The following is an 18,156-nucleotide window of genomic DNA, read 5'->3' as shown; positions in this document are numbered from 1 at the left end:
AGAGCTGAACATGAGTCTGACTGAACTTACCGGCAACCCGCGCCACGATCAGCTGATTCAGTTGATCGCCAAACGCGGCTACATGAACATCGACGAACTGGCCCAGTTGCTGGCGGTTTCAACCCAGACGGTACGGCGCGATATCCGCAAGCTGAGCGAACAGGGGCTGATTACCCGCCACCACGGCGGCGCGGGGCGCGCCTCCAGCGTGGTTAACACTGCTTTTGAGCAGCGTGAACTCTCTTACACCGAAGAAAAAATCGCCATTGCGGAGGCGATCGCCGATTACATTCCCGATCGCTCTACGGTATTTATCACTATCGGCACCACGGTTGAACATATCGCCCGCGCGCTGATGAACCACAGTCACCTGCGGATTATCACCAACAGCCTGCGAGTGGCGCATATTCTGTATAAAAATACTGAGTTTGAGGTGATGGTACCGGGCGGCACGTTGCGGCCGAATAACGGCGGCATTATCGGCCCCAGCGCGGTGACTTTTGTTGAAGGGTTTCGCGCCGATTATCTGATCACCAGCGTGGGGGCGATCGAGACGAATGGCGATCTGCTGGAATTTGATGTCAACGAGTCCAGCGTAGCGAAAGCGATGATGGCCCATTCACGCCATATTCTGCTGGCGGCGGATCACACTAAATTCCACACTTCCGCAGCGGTAGAAATTGGTAATACCCGCCAGGTAACGGCGTTATTTACCGACGCACCACCGCCGCTATCACTGGGAACACTGCTGCAACAGCAGCAGGTAGAACTGGTGGTGACATCGGCCGCCGCCGAAGAACCGACGCTTTAAATTCAGGCGGTAAATCCGCCGCTCTCTCAGTGAATAATTAATGCACGCAGCGCTTTAATATGCGTGCATTAATTGGCCAATATTACCCATAGATTACAGCCACTAATTGCCTGCAAGAAGCACAAATAATTAGGCGATATTAACCCCTCTAAACAAAACCAATTAACCCATACTGCAAGCCGCGAATATTCCATTATATCGACATTAAGGGTTGTCTCAGATTGTCAGTATGTTAGGGTATATAGCACTTTAATTCTCTATTAGGACATTTTTATCGTTTGATAATTAATCACAGGAAACAGATATTTGCATGGCAATTAAACTCGAAGTAAAGAACTTATATAAGATATTTGGTGAAAACCCCGAACGGGCATTTAAGCTGCTTAAACGCGGCCTGACAAAAGATCAGATACTGGAAAAAACGGGATTATCACTGGGCGTAAAAAACGCCTCTCTGGCCATTGAAGAAGGCGAGATATTTGTCATCATGGGGCTTTCCGGTTCCGGTAAATCCACCCTGGTACGCCTTCTCAATCGTCTGATAGAACCCACGCGCGGCCAAGTGCTGATTGATGGCGAAGATATCGCCCAAATATCCGACACGGCATTGCGTACCGTGCGGCGAAATAAGATCAGTATGGTGTTCCAATCATTCGCTTTAATGCCACATCTGAGCGTATTAAATAATACCGCTTTTGGCATGGAGTTAGCGGGTATACCGTTACAAGAACGCCAGAAAAAAGCGTTGGATGCATTGCATCAGGTTGGGTTGGAAAATTATGCCAACTCTTACCCTGATGAACTCTCTGGAGGTATGCGTCAACGGGTGGGATTAGCCCGCGCTCTGGCAAATAATCCGGATATATTGTTAATGGATGAAGCCTTCTCTGCGCTCGATCCATTAATTCGTGCTGAAATGCAGGATGAATTAGTCAAATTGCAGGATAAACATCAGCGCACCATCGTGTTTATTTCCCACGATCTGGATGAAGCCATGCGTATTGGCGATCGCATTGCGATTATGCAAGGCGGCGAAGTGATTCAGGTGGGGACACCGGACGAAATATTAAATAATCCGGCCAATGATTACGTTCGAGCCTTCTTCCGCGGCGTGGATGTCAGCCACGTTTTCAGTGCCAAAGATATCGCCCAGCGCCGCCCGGTAACCCTGATTCGTAAAACCCACGGTTTCGGCCCGCGTTCGGCACTGCAACTGCTGCGCGAAGAAGATCGGGATTATGGTTATGTGGTTGAACGCGGTGAGAAATTTATCGGCGTGGTGTCGATAGACTCGCTCAAGCAGGCGCTGGCGGCCAAGCAAACGCTGGACGATGCGCTGCTGGATACCCCGTTCCCCGTGCCTGCCGATATGCCGTTGAGTGAGTTGATCTCACTGGTAGCGCAAGCACCCTGTGCCGTGCCGGTGGTAGGGGAAAATAACAACTATATCGGAATCATTTCCAAGGCCATGCTGTTGCAGGCTTTAGACAAAGAGGGCCCAACGAATGAGTAATCAACAGGATCCGTGGGCGACTGCTTCCACAACAGCTAACGATGCCAGCACAGCCACCAGCAGCGACCCCTGGTCTACCGGCGCACCGGTAGACGGCGCAGCGTCTGTGGGCTCTCACGATGCCGCCACTCAGGCCGCACAAGGGGCAGACTGGCTGAACAGCGCTCCGGCTCAGCCAGAAAGTTTCAGCCTGCTCGACCCTTTCCATAACACCTGGATACCGTTGGACTCCTGGGTCACCGAAGGCATCGGCTGGGTGGTGCAGCATTTCCGCCCGCTGTTCCAGGGCATTCGCGTGCCGGTAGACTTCATCCTCAGCGGTTTCCAGCAGTTGCTGTTGGGCATGCCAGCACCGATCGCCATTGTGCTGTTCTCGCTGATCGCCTGGCAGATCACCAGCCTGGGTATGGGTGCCGCAACGCTGGTTTCGCTGGTGGCCATCGGCGCGATCGGTGCCTGGTCGCAGGCCATGGTCACGCTGGCGCTGGTGCTCACTGCGCTGTTCTTCTGCCTCCTTATCGGGCTGCCGTTGGGCATTTGGCTGGCACGCAGCAAGCGCGCCGCCAAAGTGATACGGCCGCTGCTTGATGCCATGCAAACCACACCGGCCTTCGTTTATCTGGTGCCGATCGTCATGCTGTTCGGTATCGGTAACGTGCCTGGGGTGGTAGTCACCATTATCTTCGCGCTGCCGCCGATTGTGCGCCTGACCATTTTGGGCATCAATCAGGTGCCGGAAGATCTGATCGAAGCCGCCGAATCTTTCGGTGCCAGCCCGCGTCAGTTGCTGTTTAAAGTGCAACTGCCGCTGGCCATGCCGACCATTATGGCCGGCGTTAACCAGACGCTGATGCTGGCGCTGTCGATGGTGGTGATCGCCTCGATGATCGCCGTGGGAGGTTTGGGCCAGATGGTGCTGCGCGGGATTGGCCGCCTGGATATGGGGCTGGCCGCCGTCGGTGGGGTCGGGATTGTCATTCTGGCGATTATTCTCGATCGCCTTACCCAATCGCTGGGCCGCGATCGCCGCAGCAAAGGGATCGGCCACTGGTACGCCCACGGCCCTATCGGGCTGATGACGCGTCCGTTTATCAAAAAAGCCTAACGAGGCTGCTGACAACGTAGCCTTTTAGCCCGAGATACCCGGATCTCGCGCACCTTGGGGCACTCCGGCGGCTTACGCCGCTACGACCCCTTCGGCACGCTCTCCCTAATAACGGGCTTTGTCAGTAGTCTGTCTTTACCGCCGGTGGCGCTTTGCCCCGGCGGGCTATCAAAAAACTAGAGGAATAACTATGCGCACCACAGGAATCTGGGCAATTGCCCTTACCACACTGATTGGCTCACAGGTTGCCTCCGCTGCTGATTTGCCGGGAAAAGGTATTGCAGTACAACCGGTACAAAGTACCATTTCTGAAGAAACCTTCCAGACGTTGCTGGTCAGCAAAGCGCTGGAAAAACTCGGCTATGACGTGAAAGAGATCCGCGAGGTGGATTACAACGTGGCTTACACCTCTATCGCAGCTGGCGATGCCACCTTTATCGCCGTGAACTGGGATCCGCTGCAGGCCGATCAGTACCGTTCCGCCGGTGGCGATGACAAGTTTTATCGCGAAGGGGTTTACGTCAACGGTGCGGCACAGGGTTATCTGATCGACAAAAAAACCGCCGACCAGTATCACATCACCAACGTCGAGCAGCTAAAAGACCCGAAAATTGCCAAGCTGTTTGATACCAACGGTGATGGCAAGGCGGATCTGACCGGTTGTACGCCAGGCTGGGGCTGTGAGGCAATGATTAACCATCATATTAAAGCTTACGGCCTGAGCGATACCGTCGAGCATAACCAAGGCAACTATGCCGCGATCATTGCCGATACCATTACCCGCTTCAAGGAAGGCAAACCGATACTGTACTACGCCTGGACGCCTTACTGGGTCAGTGATGTGTTGGTGCCGGGCCGCGATGTGGTTTGGCTGCAAGTCCCCTTCTCGTCGCTGCCGGGTGACCAGAAAGGCATAGACACCACGCTGTCAAACGGTGCCAACTATGGTTTCCCGGTCAATACCATGCGGATTGCTGCCAACAAACAGTGGGCGCAGGCCAACCCGGCGGCGGCTAAGCTGTTCTCCATTATGAAATTGCCGATTGCCGATGTGAATGCGCAAAACCTGCGGATGCATGAAGGGCAAGCCTCTCAAGCGGATATTCAGAACCACGTCAATGGTTGGATCAAAGCCCACCAGGCAACCTTCGATGGCTGGGTGAAAACCGCCGCAGAAGCGGCAAAGCAGTAATGATTGAACGGGCGCAGCGCTGCGCCCTTATTGCTCTCGGTAAACCGCCAAAACCGTTCAGCAGCTTTCAAATCAGATAGAATTAAACATTGTTTTAACAACCTGCCTTGCCCGATACTCTGCACCACTGAATATTCTTTTGACTGAACACCGATGAACTCGCAAACCGAAAATCAGGGCCTGAGCCCGGCATTGACTCTTATCATCGCCATGGCTACCGGCCTGGCCGTCGCCAGCAACTACTATGCCCAGCCATTGCTGGAAACCATTGCGCAAAATTTTAACCTGTCGGTCAATCAGGCCGGATTTATCGTCACTGCCGCGCAGTTGGGCTATGCGGTGGGTCTACTGTTTCTGGTGCCGCTTGGTGATATGTTTGAACGCCGCGGGCTGATCGTGTTTATGACGCTGCTGGCCGCCGGTGGCATGCTGATCACCGCGGCTTCCAGCACCTTATCCATGATGATCCTGGGTACCGCCCTCACCGGGTTGTTCTCGGTGGTAGCTCAGTTGCTGGTGCCGCTGGCCGCTACGCTGGCCCGCCCGGAGAAACGCGGTAAAACCGTCGGCATTATTATGAGTGGTCTGTTGCTGGGGATCCTGTTGGCGCGTACCGTCGCCGGGGCTCTGGCGGCCATCGGCGGCTGGCGCACCATTTACTGGGTTGCCAGCGTGCTGATGATCCTGATGGCGCTGATCCTGTGGCGCGCCTTGCCACGCTATAAACTGCATTCTGGCCTCAATTACCCACAGTTGCTGAAATCCATTTTCTCGCTGTTCTGCTTCACGCCGCTATTGCGCACCCGCGCCATTATCGGCGCGCTGTCATTTGCCAATTTCAGCATCTTGTGGACCTCCATGGCGTTCCTGTTGGCCGCCCCGCCGTTTAACTATTCCGAAGGGGTGATTGGGCTGTTTGGCCTGGTGGGTGCTGCCGGTGCTCTGGCAGCGTCACGCGCTGGGCACCTGGCGGATAAAGGTAAAGCCGGGCTGACCACCAGCATCGGCCTGATACTGCTATTGCTATCCTGGATCCCGATCGCACTGGCGAAACACTCCCTGTGGGCCTTGATTATCGGCATTCTGGTGCTCGATCTGGCGGTACAGGGCGTGCATGTCACTAACCAGAGCGTGATTTACCGCATTATGCCGGAAGCTCGCAATCGCCTGACCGCGGGCTATATGACCAGCTATTTCATTGGTGGGGCGCTGGGTTCCGTACTTTCCGCCACCGCTTATCAACATGCGGGCTGGAATGGCGTCGCGGCTATTGGTGGGGTTTTATGCTTGCTGAACCTGCTGACCTGGTGGCGAGGGAAACGTCATGATCCACAGGGATCAGTAATTTCTTAGTTAGCAAACATATAGTTATTTTTGTAATTTATTAAATACCAGAGAGTATAAACCACACTAACTCTCTGGTATTGTTATCGGGATAAATTATTAGTGTCCTATACCCGATAGCCTTCAAAATGCAGATCGATGGTGGCTGAGTCAATCTCAGGGAGTTTACTCCCCAGTAAAATGGGGTTAAAACGCGCCCCATTGCCGCAGATTAAAGAATAGCGGGTATATATTCTGTGACCCGAATACTCATGCAAAACCCTGTTACCGTAGCTTTCTGTTCCCTTGTCATTCCCTCCGCCAATACAGAACGCTGCGGAACTCTTCTGCATTCAGTAAATAAATCTTATGTATCTCAACCGATGGGAAAACTGAGTTTGTGTCTTTACTCACAAAGCCACATAGATTGTGATGTTAATCATTTACAAATGGCTTACAAATGACACGAATTGCTAAATTATTCCCCTTGCTGAAGATTTACATTATTAATCACTATCGTTACTATACCGAACGAAATTAATGAGGCTAAAGATTATGGAAAGTTCGTTTACGCCCATAGAACAAATGCTTAATTTCCGCGCTAAACGCCAGGCAAACTTCCCTTACCAGGAAATTCTACTGACTCGCCTTTGCATGCACATGCAAAGCAAGCTGCTGGAAAATCGCAATAAAATGCTGAAAGCACAGGGAATCAACGAAACCTTGTTTATGGCGCTCATTACGTTGGATGCGCAAGAAAGCCACAGCATTCAACCTTCTGAGCTAAGCTCAGCCTTGGGTTCTTCACGCACTAATGCGACCCGCATTGCCGATGAACTGGAGAAACGCGGTTGGATTGAGCGCCGGGAAAGCGACAATGACCGCCGATGCCTGCATTTGCATCTGACTCCTGCCGGAGAGGCGTTTATCGGCCAACTGCTGCCACCGCAGCACCAATGTCTGCATTTCCTCTGGTCCACGCTGAATGACGAAGAGCAGCAACAGCTTGAAAAACTGACGCGTAAACTCTTGGCACGCCTGGATCAGATGGAAGTTTCAGAACAGTTATCACCCTAATTTCTGTTCAGGTAATTAATTTATGCGATCCCCGTTAAACTGGAGATTCACCCCGCTGTGCGCCGTTTTACTGCTGGCGGGGTGTGCATCTACCGACAATATCGCCCCACAATCCAAACTGATGGATCCGCAACACCTGCAACTTGCACAGCCAAAAGTCAGTTCACTGGCCGTTAGCCCACAATGGTGGCGCACGCTGAATGACCCACAGCTTGATGCGCTGATGACCCAAACGCTGCAAAGCTCGCCCTCGCTCAAACAGGCGGCCGCCCGCGTGCGTGAAGCCCAGAGCGTGGTCGGTGAGGCCAGCGCCGCCAACGGCCCGAACCTGGATCTCAACGCCAGCAGCGATCGCCTGCGTGTCTCGCAGAACACCAATCAGGGTTTCGGTTACCCGACATCACCAATTTATGAAACCAGTAATTCACTGGGCTTGAATCTGGCCTACGAATTCGACTGGTGGGGCAAATATCGCGATCGGGTGAACGCAGCAAACGCCCAGGTCGACGCCGCACGCGCCGAACAGGCACAGGCGGCACTGACATTGACCAGTTCGGTGGCCTCGGCTTATTACCAGTTGCAGGCAAATTATGCGCTGGAAAAAGTGTTGCAGCAGGAAGTAGACAACAACCAGCGTCTGGCCGATCTACGTCAGCAGCAATACAAAGCCGGGATCTACGGCGTTGATATTCCGCAGCAAACTCTGGCCCAGGCCGACGGTGCCAAGCAGAAAATCATCCAGTTGCAGTCACAGATTGAACAGCTTAAGCACCAACTGGCGGCATTAGCGGGCCAGGGCCCGAACGCGATGCAGTCTCTGCATCCGGTCGCCTTACCCGCAGAACAACTGTTGGCCCCGCAAGGCGAACTGACCGCCGATTTACTGGGCAAACGCCCGGACATCGTGGCACAGCGCCAACTGGTGGAGTCATACAACCAGCGCGTTAGCGCGGCGCGTAAAGAGTTTTACCCCAGCCTGTCGATTTCAGCCTTTGCCGGTTTGAACACCACCAATGTCGGTGGTACCAGCCCAAATCTGCTTGAAGCGGCGAGCCAAGCCTGGAGCGTGATGCCGGCGATCTCTTTGCCGATCTTCCACGCCGGTGCGCTGCGCAGCAAGCTGGGTGAGGAATCTGCACTCTATGATGAAGCCGTGGAATCCTATAACCAAACTATCCTGAATGCAGTACAGGAGACGGCCGATGCCATTACTGTTCAGCAAAGCCGTGCCAAGCAACTGCAACAGGCGGCTGCGGCGGCCGAATCCGTACAGCAGGTGTACCGAGTCGCTAACGCCCGATACCGGGCAGGGATTATCGGGCGCGACGAACTGTTGACCAGCCAGACGCAGCTATTACAGCAGCAACAGGCGGAACTGAGCGCCAACAGCAATCTGATGCAGGCGAAGATAGGATTGGTTCGTGCGCTAGGCGGTGGCTATCAAGCCCCGGCGGCGGATTCGAAAGCCTAGTAAATACCTATAAATATAGAGCGTGGAGAACACCATGAGTGCAAGCGCGGAGATTCAACCCTCGCAGCAACCGAAGGGCAAAAAGAAGCAGCGTAAATTTTGGCTGCTGCTGCTGACGGTTATTTTTATTGTTATTGGGGTGGCCTATTTAGTGTATTGGTTCCTGGTGCTGCGTCATCATCAGGAAACGGATAACGCCTATGTCGCCGGTAATCAGGTGCAAATCATGGCGCAGGTGTCCGGCAGCGTGAACAGTGTCACGTTCGACAGCACGGATTTCGTGCGGAAAGGGGATGTTCTGCTGACGCTCGACCCTACCGACTCCGAACAGGCGTTTGAACGTGCTAAAACCACGCTGGCCAACAGCGTGCGCCAAACGCATCAACTGGTGATCAACAGTAAGCAGTATCAGGCCAATATTGCACTACGCAAATCTGAACTGAGCAAGGCTGAAAACGATCTCAAGCGCCGTGTGGTGCTGGGCAGTGTGGATGCGATTGGTCGCGAAGAATTGCAGCACGCACGCGAAGCGGTAGACAGTGCCAAAGCGACGCTGGAAGTGGCGGTACAGCAATACAACGCCAATCAGGCGATGGTGCTGAATACCCCGCTGGCAAAACAGCCCGCCATTTTGCAGGCGGCCGCGCAGATGCGTGATGCCTGGATGGCGCTGCAACGTACCCGCGTGATCAGCCCGATTACCGGCTTTGTTTCACGCCGCAGCGTGCAGGTCGGCGCGCAGATCTCGCCAGGAACGCCGCTGATGGCGGTGGTTCCGGCCGATCATCTCTGGATCGATGCCAACTTTAAAGAAACCCAGATCGCCAATATGCGTATTGGCCAACCGGCTACCGTAGTCAGCGACGTTTACGGCAGTGACGTGGTGTTCAAGGGTAAAGTGGTGGGTATTGATATGGGGACCGGCAGTGCCTTCTCGCTGCTGCCCGCGCAAAACGCCACCGGTAACTGGATCAAAGTCGTACAGCGTTTACCGGTGCGTATCGAGTTGGATCCCGAGCAGATTGCTGAGCATCCGCTGCGGATCGGCCTTTCGACGTTGGTCACCATCGACACCAGCAATCGCGATGGCCAGATACTCTCCAACGTGGTGCGCGAACAACCGCGCTATGAAACCAGCGCACTGATGCTGGATCTGGCCCCCGTTGATCAGATGATCGCCGATGTGATCCATGCAAACGCCGGTTAAGCGCGCGGGAGGCTACCTTGGCACAAAAACCGCTTGAAGGTGCCCAGCTTGCCTGGATGACGATCGCGCTGGCTATGGCGACCTTTATGCAGGTACTGGATTCCACCATTGCCAACGTTGCAATACCAACCATCGCCGGTAACCTCGGGTCTTCCACCTCACAGGGCACCTGGGTGATCACCTCGTTTGGGGTGGCAAACGCCATCTCCATTCCGATCACCGGTTGGTTGGCAAAGCGTATCGGTGAAGTGCGCCTGTTCCTGTGGTCCACGGCGCTGTTCGTCCTCGCCTCCTGGCTGTGTGGTATCTCCAACAGCCTGGGCATGCTGATCTTCTTCCGCGTGATCCAGGGGGTGGTGGCCGGGCCGCTGATCCCACTGTCGCAAAGTTTGCTATTGAACAACTATCCCCCCGCCAAGCGCGCAATGGCACTGGCGCTTTGGTCGATGACCGTGATCGTTGCGCCGATTTTCGGGCCGATTCTGGGCGGGTATATCAGTGATAACTATCACTGGGGCTGGATCTTCTTTATCAATATCCCCATCGGGCTATTTGTCATTCTGGCGGCGATGTCGACGTTGAAAGGCCGGGAAACCAGAACCGAGATCAAACCGATCGATACCGTTGGGCTGGTTCTGCTAGTGGTGGGTATCGGCTCGCTGCAAATCATGCTCGATCAGGGTAAAGAGCTGGACTGGTTCAACTCGACGGAAATTATCGTCCTGACGACGGTAGCCGTGGTGGCGCTGGTGTTCCTGGTGGTATGGGAGTTGACCGACGATCACCCGGTGGTGGATTTGTCGTTATTCAAATCGCGCAACTTTACCATCGGCTGCCTGTGTATCAGCCTGGCATACATGCTGTATTTCGGGGCGATTGTGCTGTTGCCGCAGTTGCTACAGGAGGTGTACGGCTATACCGCCACCTGGGCAGGCTTGGCGTCCGCGCCGGTGGGGCTGATCCCGGTGCTGTTGTCGCCTATCATCGGCAAATTCGGTAACCGGCTGGATATGCGCCGCCTGGTCACCTTCAGCTTCATTATGTATGCCGTGTGCTTCTACTGGCGCGCCTATACGTTTGAACCGGGGATGGATTTTGGCGCTTCGGCATGGCCGCAGTTTGTGCAGGGCTTTGCCATCGCCTGCTTCTTTATGCCGCTGACCACCATTACTTTGTCAGGGCTACCGCCCGATCGCATTGCCGCCGCGTCGAGCCTGTCGAACTTTCTCCGTACGCTGGCGGGTTCTATCGGTACGTCGATCACCACCACCTTGTGGACCCAGCGTGAATCGATGCACCATGCGCAGTTGACGGAGTTTGTGACCCCGTTCAACCCACAGTCGCAGGAGATGTATACCAAGCTTGAACAGCTCGGGATGAGCAAGCAGCAGGCTTCGGCGTATATCGCCAATGAGATCACCGCACAGGGGCTGATTATCTCGGCTAACGAGATTTTCTGGCTGTCTGCGGGCGTGTTCCTGATCCTGCTGGCGTTGGTGTGGTTCGCCAAGCCGCCATTCAGTTCCGGCGGCGGCGGTGGCGGCGCTCACTGATCGCCAAAAAGCAAAACGGGCGCTCTGGTGAGCGCCCGTTTTTTATCCTGCGTAAAAATTACGCCTGATTCTGACGCCACCAGTCGGCCAGCAGAATACCGGTCGCTACCGAAACGTTCAGGCTTTCTACCTTGCCGGTTCCACCGATAGACACGCTCATATCGCCCTGCTGCCAAGCGCTGTCGCTCAAGCCATCACGCTCCTGGCCCAACACCAGCACCATTTTGGCAGGCAGTTTGGCCTGTGCCAACGCGGTCCCTTTATGGCTGGAAGTGGTCACAATGGTGTAACCCGCCTTGCGGAAGGTATCCAATACCGACAGGAAATCATCGGCGTTGATCGCCTTGATATGCTCCGCGCCGCCTTCTGCGGTGCGCACCGCTGCGCCTGACTCCAGCAAGGCCGGATCCTGCAACAGCACCGCGTTAACACCAAAGTGCGCGCACGAACGTACGATCGCCCCTAGGTTGTGCGGGTTGCCCACTTCTTCCAGCGCCAACACACAATCTTTTGCCGGGGCGTTTTGCAGATAGGTCTGCGCATCCAGGCCCTGACGTTTTTTGATCAGGAAGCACACGCCGCCGTGGTGTTCGGTACCTGAGGCTTTCGCCAATTCCTCTTCATCCACCACGTGGTAAGCCTTGCGGTTAGCCGCCATCCAGCGCAGCGCTTCGCGAAAACGCGGCGTGACGGATTGCACAAACCAGGCTCGCACGATGGCATCTGGACGGCTGGCGAACAGCGCCTGACAGGCATTTTCACCATAAACGCGGGTTTCTTCTGCACGCTGGCGGCGCAACTGCTCTGGATCGATAAAGCTTTTGCCGCTGATGCCACCGTGATCAAACGCCGGTTCTTCTTCCGGGCCACGGGACACGGTTTTCCACGGTGAATCATAACCACCGCGATCTTCAGTGCGCGCCGGGCGGCGAGGACGATCGGTTTCACTGCGGCGGGAATCGGCACCACGGCGGTCATTACTACGTGATTTATCCTGGCCAGTAGTACGGCCACCCGTGCGTGCATTATCAGCCGGGCGGCCTTTGCCGTCCGGACGTTTGTTCTTGTTACGGTTGTCGCCGCTGTCATCGTCACTACGGACGTACATCACTTTGACCTTACCGTTCTTGCCACTAAATGAATCGTTCATTGTCTTCTCCACCAACGCGCAGGGCGCGAAGATTACCTGATGTTGGTACGCTAAGCCACCAACTTGCGTAAAAGCCAGCAACTATCACACTCATCGAACAAATCACTTTGTTCAATGCAGCGCTTTTGCCGATAATAAGCAACATTGAGCATACATATTCGCAGCCTGTACTGCTGCGCCAGCACCCGAGGTAACCATGAATACAGTTTGTGCAGCGTGCAATGCCATCAACCGCGTCCCTGAAGAGCGCTTGGCCGATGGCGCTAAGTGTGGCCGCTGCGGCCATGAATTGTTCAGCGGCGAAGTGATCAACGCCACGGCCGCGACGCTTGACCATCTGTTGCAGGATGATCTGCCGGTGGTGGTCGATTTCTGGGCCCCTTGGTGTGGCCCGTGCCGCAGCTTCGCCCCTATCTTTGAAGATGTGGCCGAAGAACGTGCCGGCAAGGTGCGCTTCGTGAAGGTCAACACCGAAGCTGAACCCGAGCTGAGCGCCCGTTTCCACATTCGCAGCATTCCTACCATAATGATGTTCCGTGAAGGCAAAATGGTCGATATGCTCAACGGCGCCATGCCGAAAACGCCATTTGATAACTGGCTCAACGATTTAGTTTAACGCAAAAAACCTGGCTACGCCGCCCATTGTTTAGCGTGCTGGTTAAAGCCCGAGGGGTTCTCCCGCCGGGCTTTTTTCTGCGCTACAATAGCGGTTTTTCTCAGGATCGTTATGACCGACAACGCTGTACTTCGCCTACGCCAATTCCGTTTAGCCAATGCTACTCGCCCATTTCGGGCTCGCGGCTGCCGCGCAGTGCGTTGTCAACATTGCCTGCTGCCACAGCAAAACTGCCTGTGCGCCACCATTAAACCGCAGTTGGCCAACAGCCGCTTCTGCTTGATCATGTTCGGAGCCGAACCGCTCAAGCCCAGTAATACCGGCCGCCTGATCGCCGATATTCTGCCAGATACCCAGGCATTTCTCTGGTCGCGTACCGAAATCGATCCAGGACTCATTGAGGCGATTAACGATCCTGCCCGCCAGCCTTACGTGGTATTCCCGGCTTCCTATGCCGATCCCGATCGCCCGGTGTTCAGTGAATTACCCAGCGGCGGGAAGCCCCCTTTGTTTATCATGCTTGATGGCACCTGGTCTGAAGCGCGCAAGATGTTCCGCAAAAGCCCGTATCTGAATCGGTTCCCGGTCTTCTCGCTGAACGTGCTGGCCGCTTCCGGCTATCAACTGCGCGAAGCCAGCCGCACCGAGCAGCACTGCACCGCCGAAGTGGCCACTGCGTTATTGCAACAGGCGGGGGACGAGCAGGCCGCAACTGGCCTTGCTCAGCATTTCAATTATTTCCGCGAGCAGTATCTGGCGGGGAAACCTCACCGCCCAGAGGCATCGGTCACAGCAAAGCTGCTACAAAGCACCTAAAATCAAGCGATAAGTCGCATACACACAAATATCCAGGGGATATCAGGAGCCGTATATGAGCCAGCGAGGGTTAGAAGCACTGTTACGCCCGAAGTCGATTGCCGTTATCGGCGCTTCGCAACAATCTAATCGCGCGGGTTATCTGATGATGCGCAATCTGCTGGCCGGTGGTTTTAGCGGTCCGATTTTGCCAGTGACGCCACGTTACAAAGCCGTGTGCGGCGTCATGGCTTACCCAGACATTACCAGCCTGCCGTTGACCCCCGATCTGGCCGTGCTGTGCGTCAACGCCCAACGTAACCTGCAATTGATTGAAGCGTTGGGTGAGCGTGGTTGCAAAGCGGCGATCGTGCTTTCTGCCCCGCATCAGCAATTTGCCGAACTCAAAGCCACCGCACAGCGTTATTCAATGCGGTTACTCGGGCCAAACAGCCTGGGCCTGCTGGCACCATGGCAAGGCATCAATGCCAGCTTCTCACCGGTTCCCATTCAGAAAGGCAAACTGGCGTTCATTTCCCAGTCGGCCGCCGTGGCCAATACCGTTTTGGACTGGGCACAGCAGCGTGAGGTTGGCTTCTCCTATTTCATCGCGCTGGGCGATAGCCTGGATATCGACGTTGACGATCTGCTCGACTTCCTGGCGCGCGACAGCAAAACCAGCGCCATTCTGTTGTATCTGGAAAATATCAGCGATGCACGGCGTTTCCTTTCTGCCTCGCGCAGCGCCTCACGCAATAAACCGATCCTGGTGATCAAAAGCGGCCGCAGCCAGCAGGCACAGCTGTTGCTTAACAGCCAGCAAGGGCTGGATGCCGCCTATGATGCCGCTATCCAGCGTGCCGGTTTGCTGCGCGTGCAGGATACCCATGAGCTGTTTTCCGCCGTGGAAACCTTGAGCCATATGCACCCGCTGCGCGGCGAGCGGCTGATGATTATCAGCAATGGCGCAGCGCCAGCAGCCATGGCGCTGGACGAGTTGCTGTCGCGCAACGGCAAGCTGGCTGTGCTGACGGAAGAAACACAGGAGAAGCTCAAAGCAGCCCTGCCGGAGTTTGTCCAGGCCAGCAATCCAATCGACTTGCGTGATGATGCCACGCCACAGCGTTATCTGGCGGTACTGCAACCGCTGCTCGATAGCCACGATTACGATGCACTGCTGCTGATCCACGCCCCTAGCGCGGCATCACCGGGGACTGAAACCGCTGAACGGCTGATCGAGGCCATACGGCAGCACCCGCGCGGTAAACGTATTACGTTGCTGACCAACTGGTGCGGGGAGTATTCCTCGCAGGAGGCCCGCCGTCAGTTTACCGAAGCCGGGATCCCCACCTATCGCACGCCAGAAGGTGCCGTCACTGCTTTTATGCATATGGTGGAATACCGTCGCAACCAGAAACAGTTGAAAGAAACCCCGGCGCTGCCCGTCGGGCTCACCGCCAATACCGCCGATGCACACCGGTTGATCGATCGGGCGCTGGCAGAAGGGGCAACTCAGCTCGACACGCACGAAGTGCAGCCGATCCTGCAAGCTTATGGCCTCAGCACGTTACCCACCTGGATTGCCGGTGACAGCGCCGAAGCGGTGCACATTGCCGAACAGATTGGCTATCCGGTGGCGCTGAAGCTGCGTTCGCCTGATATCCCACATAAATCTGAAGTACAGGGCGTAATGCTTTATCTGCGCACCGCCATCGAAGTACAGCGCGCGGCAGAGGCGATCCTCGATCGCGTGAAACGTACTTACCCACAGGCGCGTATTCACGGGCTATTGGTACAGAGCATGGCCAATCGGGCCGGGGCGCAGGAATTACATATTGCCGTAGAACAAGACGCCATCTTCGGACCGCTGATTATGCTCGGGGAAGGCGGGGTCGAATGGCGGCAAGAGAATCAGGTTGCCGTCGCACTACCGCCGTTGAATATGGCGCTGGCGCGCTATCTGGTCTTGCAGGCGGTGAAAGGGGGTAAAATCCGTAGCCGCAGTGCCTTGCGCCCGCTCGACATTCCTGGGTTAAGCCGTCTGTTAGTTCAGGTATCCAACCTGATCCTGGATTGCCCGCAGATCTCACGTTTGGATATTCATCCGGTATTGGCTTCTGGCAGCGAATTCACCCTGCTGGATGTGTCAATGCAGCTCGCTCCTTTCAGCGGCGATCCACAAACGCGGCTGGCCATCCGCCCATATCCGCATGAACTGGAAGAAACCATCATATTGAAGGATGGTTCACAATGTCTGTTCCGCCCGATCCTGCCGGAGGACGAACCGGCGCTGAAGCACTTTATCGATCACGTCACCAAAGAAGATCTCTACTACCGCTACTTCAGTGAGATCAACGAGTTTAGCCATGACGATTTGGCTAACATGACGCAAATCGACTACGATCGAGAGATGGCTTTCGTGGCCGTGCGTAACGGTGAGGAAATTATTGGCGTCACCCGTGCGCTCTCCGACCCGGATAATACTGATGCAGAATTCGCCGTGCTGGTGCGCTCCGATCTGAAAGGCTTAGGCCTTGGCAGGCAACTCATGGTGAAACTGATCGGCTACGCCCGCGCACGTGGTCTGACTCGCCTGATCGGGATTACAATGCCAAATAACCGGGGTATGGTGACGCTCGCGCAAAAGCTTGGCTTTGCGATCGACGTTCAAATTGATGAAGGGATTGTCAATTTAACCCTGCCGCTACAAACCACCGTAACGCCGTGATCTCTGCCGCAATGCGCTACGAATCCATAACTTAACGCCAAAAAATACGCGCAATGGGGCAAGTAGTGGTATTATCCCCGGTTATTCGAATGACGGTTTTAATGCGAGTGGCATTCCGGCCATCCAAACATGAGAGAAGAAGCGCACTGTGATGTTGTCAAAATTTAAACGTAGTAAACATCAACAACACCTTGCACAACTGCCCAAACTCCCCCAGACGGTTGCTGATGTCCGTACCCTTTATGCGCCTGCAGATTTCCGCACCACGCTGCTGGAATCGATCGCTAATGCTACAACGCGTATTTATCTGGTCGCGCTCTATCTGGAGCATGATGATGCTGGCCGCGATATCCTTGAAGCACTTTATCAGGCCAAACAGCAGCGGCCAGAGTTGGAAATTTGTGTTCTGGTCGACTGGCATCGCGCACAACGTGGGCGTATCGGTGCGGCGGCAACCAATACCAATGCGGATTGGTACTGCGCTATGGCAGCAAAGCACCCACAGATTTCGGTTCCGGTTTACGGCGTTCCGGTTAATACCCGTGAAGCCTTGGGCGTGTTGCATTTAAAGGGCTTTGTGATTGACGATACCGTTATTTACAGCGGCGCCAGTATTAATGATGTCTATCTGCATCAACACGATAAGTACCGATACGATCGCTACCAGTTAATCACCAACGCGATACTGGCTGATACCTTGCTCGATTACATCAAGCAACACCTGCTGATCGCCGGTGCCGTGCAGCGCCTTGATCGTGACGATCGGCCAAAAAGCCCAGAGATCAAGAACGAAACCCGCCTGTTCCGCTTTGCCCTGCGTCGCGCCAGTTATCAGTTTCGCGGTAATGCTGGCAATGATGAACTGGCGGTAACTCCGCTGGTCGGGCTGGGTAAACAGAGCATACTGAATAAAACCATTCATCATCTGATGGCCAGTGCCGATCAGAAGCTGACGCTGTGCACGCCTTATTTCAACCTGCCAGCCCTGCTGGTGCGCAATATCATTTATCTGTTACGCCAAGGGAAGCAGGTGGAAATTATCGTAGGCGATAAAACCGCTAATGATTTTTACATTCCTGAAGATCAGCCGTTCAAAATTATCGGCGCACTGCCCTATCTGTACGAAATCAATCTGCGCCGTTTCCTGAGCCGCCTACAGCGCTATGTCGATACTGGGCAACTTATCGTGCGCCTGTGGAAAGACGGCGATAACAGTTATCACCTGAAAGGCATGTGGGTGGATGATGAGTGGCAGTTAATCACGGGGAACAATCTTAACCCGCGCGCCTGGCGGCTGGATTTAGAGAATGCGATCCTGATCCACGATCCTAAACAGGAAACGAAGGAACAGCGTCACAAAGAGCTAGAGATGATCCGGACTCATACCACTGTGGTCGATAATTATCTCGATCTGCAGAGCATCCAGCAATATCCGGTGAAAGTACGCAAACTGATCCGCCGCTTACGCCGTATTCGTATCGATAGATTGATTAGCCGTATATTGTAACCTCGCTATAATCTTCAGCGCAGCCCGGCAGTGCCGGGCTTTTTTGTACGCAATGAACCCAGCATTGGTCATCGCGCACGCTAAGCTACAGAGCTGTTTTTAGCACAT

General features: G+C 54.8%; 14 protein-coding genes. 13 read left to right on the top strand and 1 reads right to left on the bottom strand.

What is annotated here, in order from left to right; all coding sequences use genetic code 11:
• Window positions 1-10: 10 nt before the first annotated feature.
• The 9 genes from AC2A1E_RS20700 (at window position 11) to emrB (ending at window position 11,252) form a co-directional block, all read left to right on the top strand.
• Window positions 11-811, top strand: coding sequence for a DeoR/GlpR family DNA-binding transcription regulator (locus AC2A1E_RS20700; protein WP_484385326.1), 801 nt, complete (start codon window positions 11-13; stop codon window positions 809-811).
• A gap of 310 nt (window positions 812-1,121) precedes the next feature.
• Window positions 1,122-2,324, top strand: a complete 1,203-nt coding sequence (proV, locus tag AC2A1E_RS20695; protein WP_484385325.1) for a glycine betaine/L-proline ABC transporter ATP-binding protein ProV — start codon at window positions 1,122-1,124, stop codon at window positions 2,322-2,324.
• Complete coding sequence (gene proW / locus AC2A1E_RS20690; RefSeq protein WP_484385324.1) at window positions 2,317-3,429, top strand: glycine betaine/L-proline ABC transporter permease ProW; 1,113 nt, start codon at window positions 2,317-2,319, stop codon at window positions 3,427-3,429. Before proV ends, proW begins: the two co-directional genes overlap by 8 nt.
• A 190-nt stretch (window positions 3,430-3,619) precedes the next feature.
• Entirely contained in the window at window positions 3,620-4,621 is a 1,002-nt protein-coding gene (proX, locus tag AC2A1E_RS20685) for a glycine betaine/L-proline ABC transporter substrate-binding protein ProX (protein WP_484385323.1), read from the top strand.
• Between the two features lie 153 nt (window positions 4,622-4,774).
• The gene (locus AC2A1E_RS20680; protein ID WP_484385322.1) at window positions 4,775-5,974 is read left to right on the top strand and encodes an MFS transporter; all 1,200 of its coding nucleotides are present in this window, start codon (window positions 4,775-4,777) and stop codon (window positions 5,972-5,974) included.
• Between the two features lie 525 nt (window positions 5,975-6,499).
• Window positions 6,500-7,021 (top strand): transcriptional repressor MprA, encoded by a 522-nt coding sequence (mprA, locus tag AC2A1E_RS20675; RefSeq protein WP_473188292.1) that lies wholly within the window; start codon window positions 6,500-6,502, stop codon window positions 7,019-7,021.
• A 22-nt stretch (window positions 7,022-7,043) separates the two neighbouring features.
• Complete coding sequence (locus tag AC2A1E_RS20670; RefSeq protein WP_484385321.1) at window positions 7,044-8,492, top strand: efflux transporter outer membrane subunit; 1,449 nt, start codon at window positions 7,044-7,046, stop codon at window positions 8,490-8,492.
• Window positions 8,493-8,526: 34 nt separating this feature from the next.
• Window positions 8,527-9,699: a multidrug efflux MFS transporter periplasmic adaptor subunit EmrA gene (gene emrA, locus AC2A1E_RS20665; RefSeq protein ID WP_484385320.1), complete on the top strand. Its 1,173-nt coding sequence runs from the start codon at window positions 8,527-8,529 to the stop codon at window positions 9,697-9,699.
• A gap of 17 nt (window positions 9,700-9,716) precedes the next feature.
• Window positions 9,717-11,252: a multidrug efflux MFS transporter permease subunit EmrB gene (gene emrB, locus AC2A1E_RS20660; RefSeq protein WP_484385319.1), complete on the top strand. Its 1,536-nt coding sequence runs from the start codon at window positions 9,717-9,719 to the stop codon at window positions 11,250-11,252.
• 58 nt (window positions 11,253-11,310) lie between these two features.
• Here emrB and AC2A1E_RS20655 read toward each other — a convergent pair whose 3' ends face one another.
• Complete coding sequence (locus tag AC2A1E_RS20655) at window positions 11,311-12,402, bottom strand: tRNA/rRNA methyltransferase (protein ID WP_484385318.1); 1,092 nt, start codon at window positions 12,400-12,402, stop codon at window positions 11,311-11,313.
• Between the two features lie 196 nt (window positions 12,403-12,598).
• Here AC2A1E_RS20655 and trxC point away from each other — a divergent pair, with 196 nt between their 5' ends.
• The 4 genes from trxC to pssA all read left to right on the top strand — a co-directional run bounded on the left by trxC (window position 12,599) and on the right by pssA (window position 18,048).
• Window positions 12,599-13,018 carry a thioredoxin TrxC gene (gene trxC / locus AC2A1E_RS20650; RefSeq protein ID WP_473188296.1) on the top strand — a complete coding sequence of 140 codons (420 nt, stop codon included), beginning with the start codon at window positions 12,599-12,601 and terminating at the stop codon, window positions 13,016-13,018.
• Window positions 13,019-13,129: 111 nt separating this feature from the next.
• Window positions 13,130-13,834 carry a tRNA-uridine aminocarboxypropyltransferase gene (locus AC2A1E_RS20645; RefSeq protein WP_484385317.1) on the top strand — a complete coding sequence of 235 codons (705 nt, stop codon included), beginning with the start codon at window positions 13,130-13,132 and terminating at the stop codon, window positions 13,832-13,834.
• 55 nt (window positions 13,835-13,889) lie between these two features.
• The gene (locus AC2A1E_RS20640) at window positions 13,890-16,541 is read left to right on the top strand and encodes a bifunctional acetate--CoA ligase family protein/GNAT family N-acetyltransferase (protein WP_484385316.1); all 2,652 of its coding nucleotides are present in this window, start codon (window positions 13,890-13,892) and stop codon (window positions 16,539-16,541) included.
• Between the two features lie 151 nt (window positions 16,542-16,692).
• Window positions 16,693-18,048: a CDP-diacylglycerol--serine O-phosphatidyltransferase gene (gene pssA / locus AC2A1E_RS20635; protein WP_484385315.1), complete on the top strand. Its 1,356-nt coding sequence runs from the start codon at window positions 16,693-16,695 to the stop codon at window positions 18,046-18,048.
• The last annotated feature ends 108 nt before the right edge of the window (window positions 18,049-18,156 follow it).

The sequence above is a fragment of the Serratia sp. HNCC26DJ206 genome (assembly GCF_057180605.1).
The sequence above is the reverse complement of the archived record's forward strand: the minus strand, read 5'-3'. Positions and strand labels throughout refer to the sequence as shown.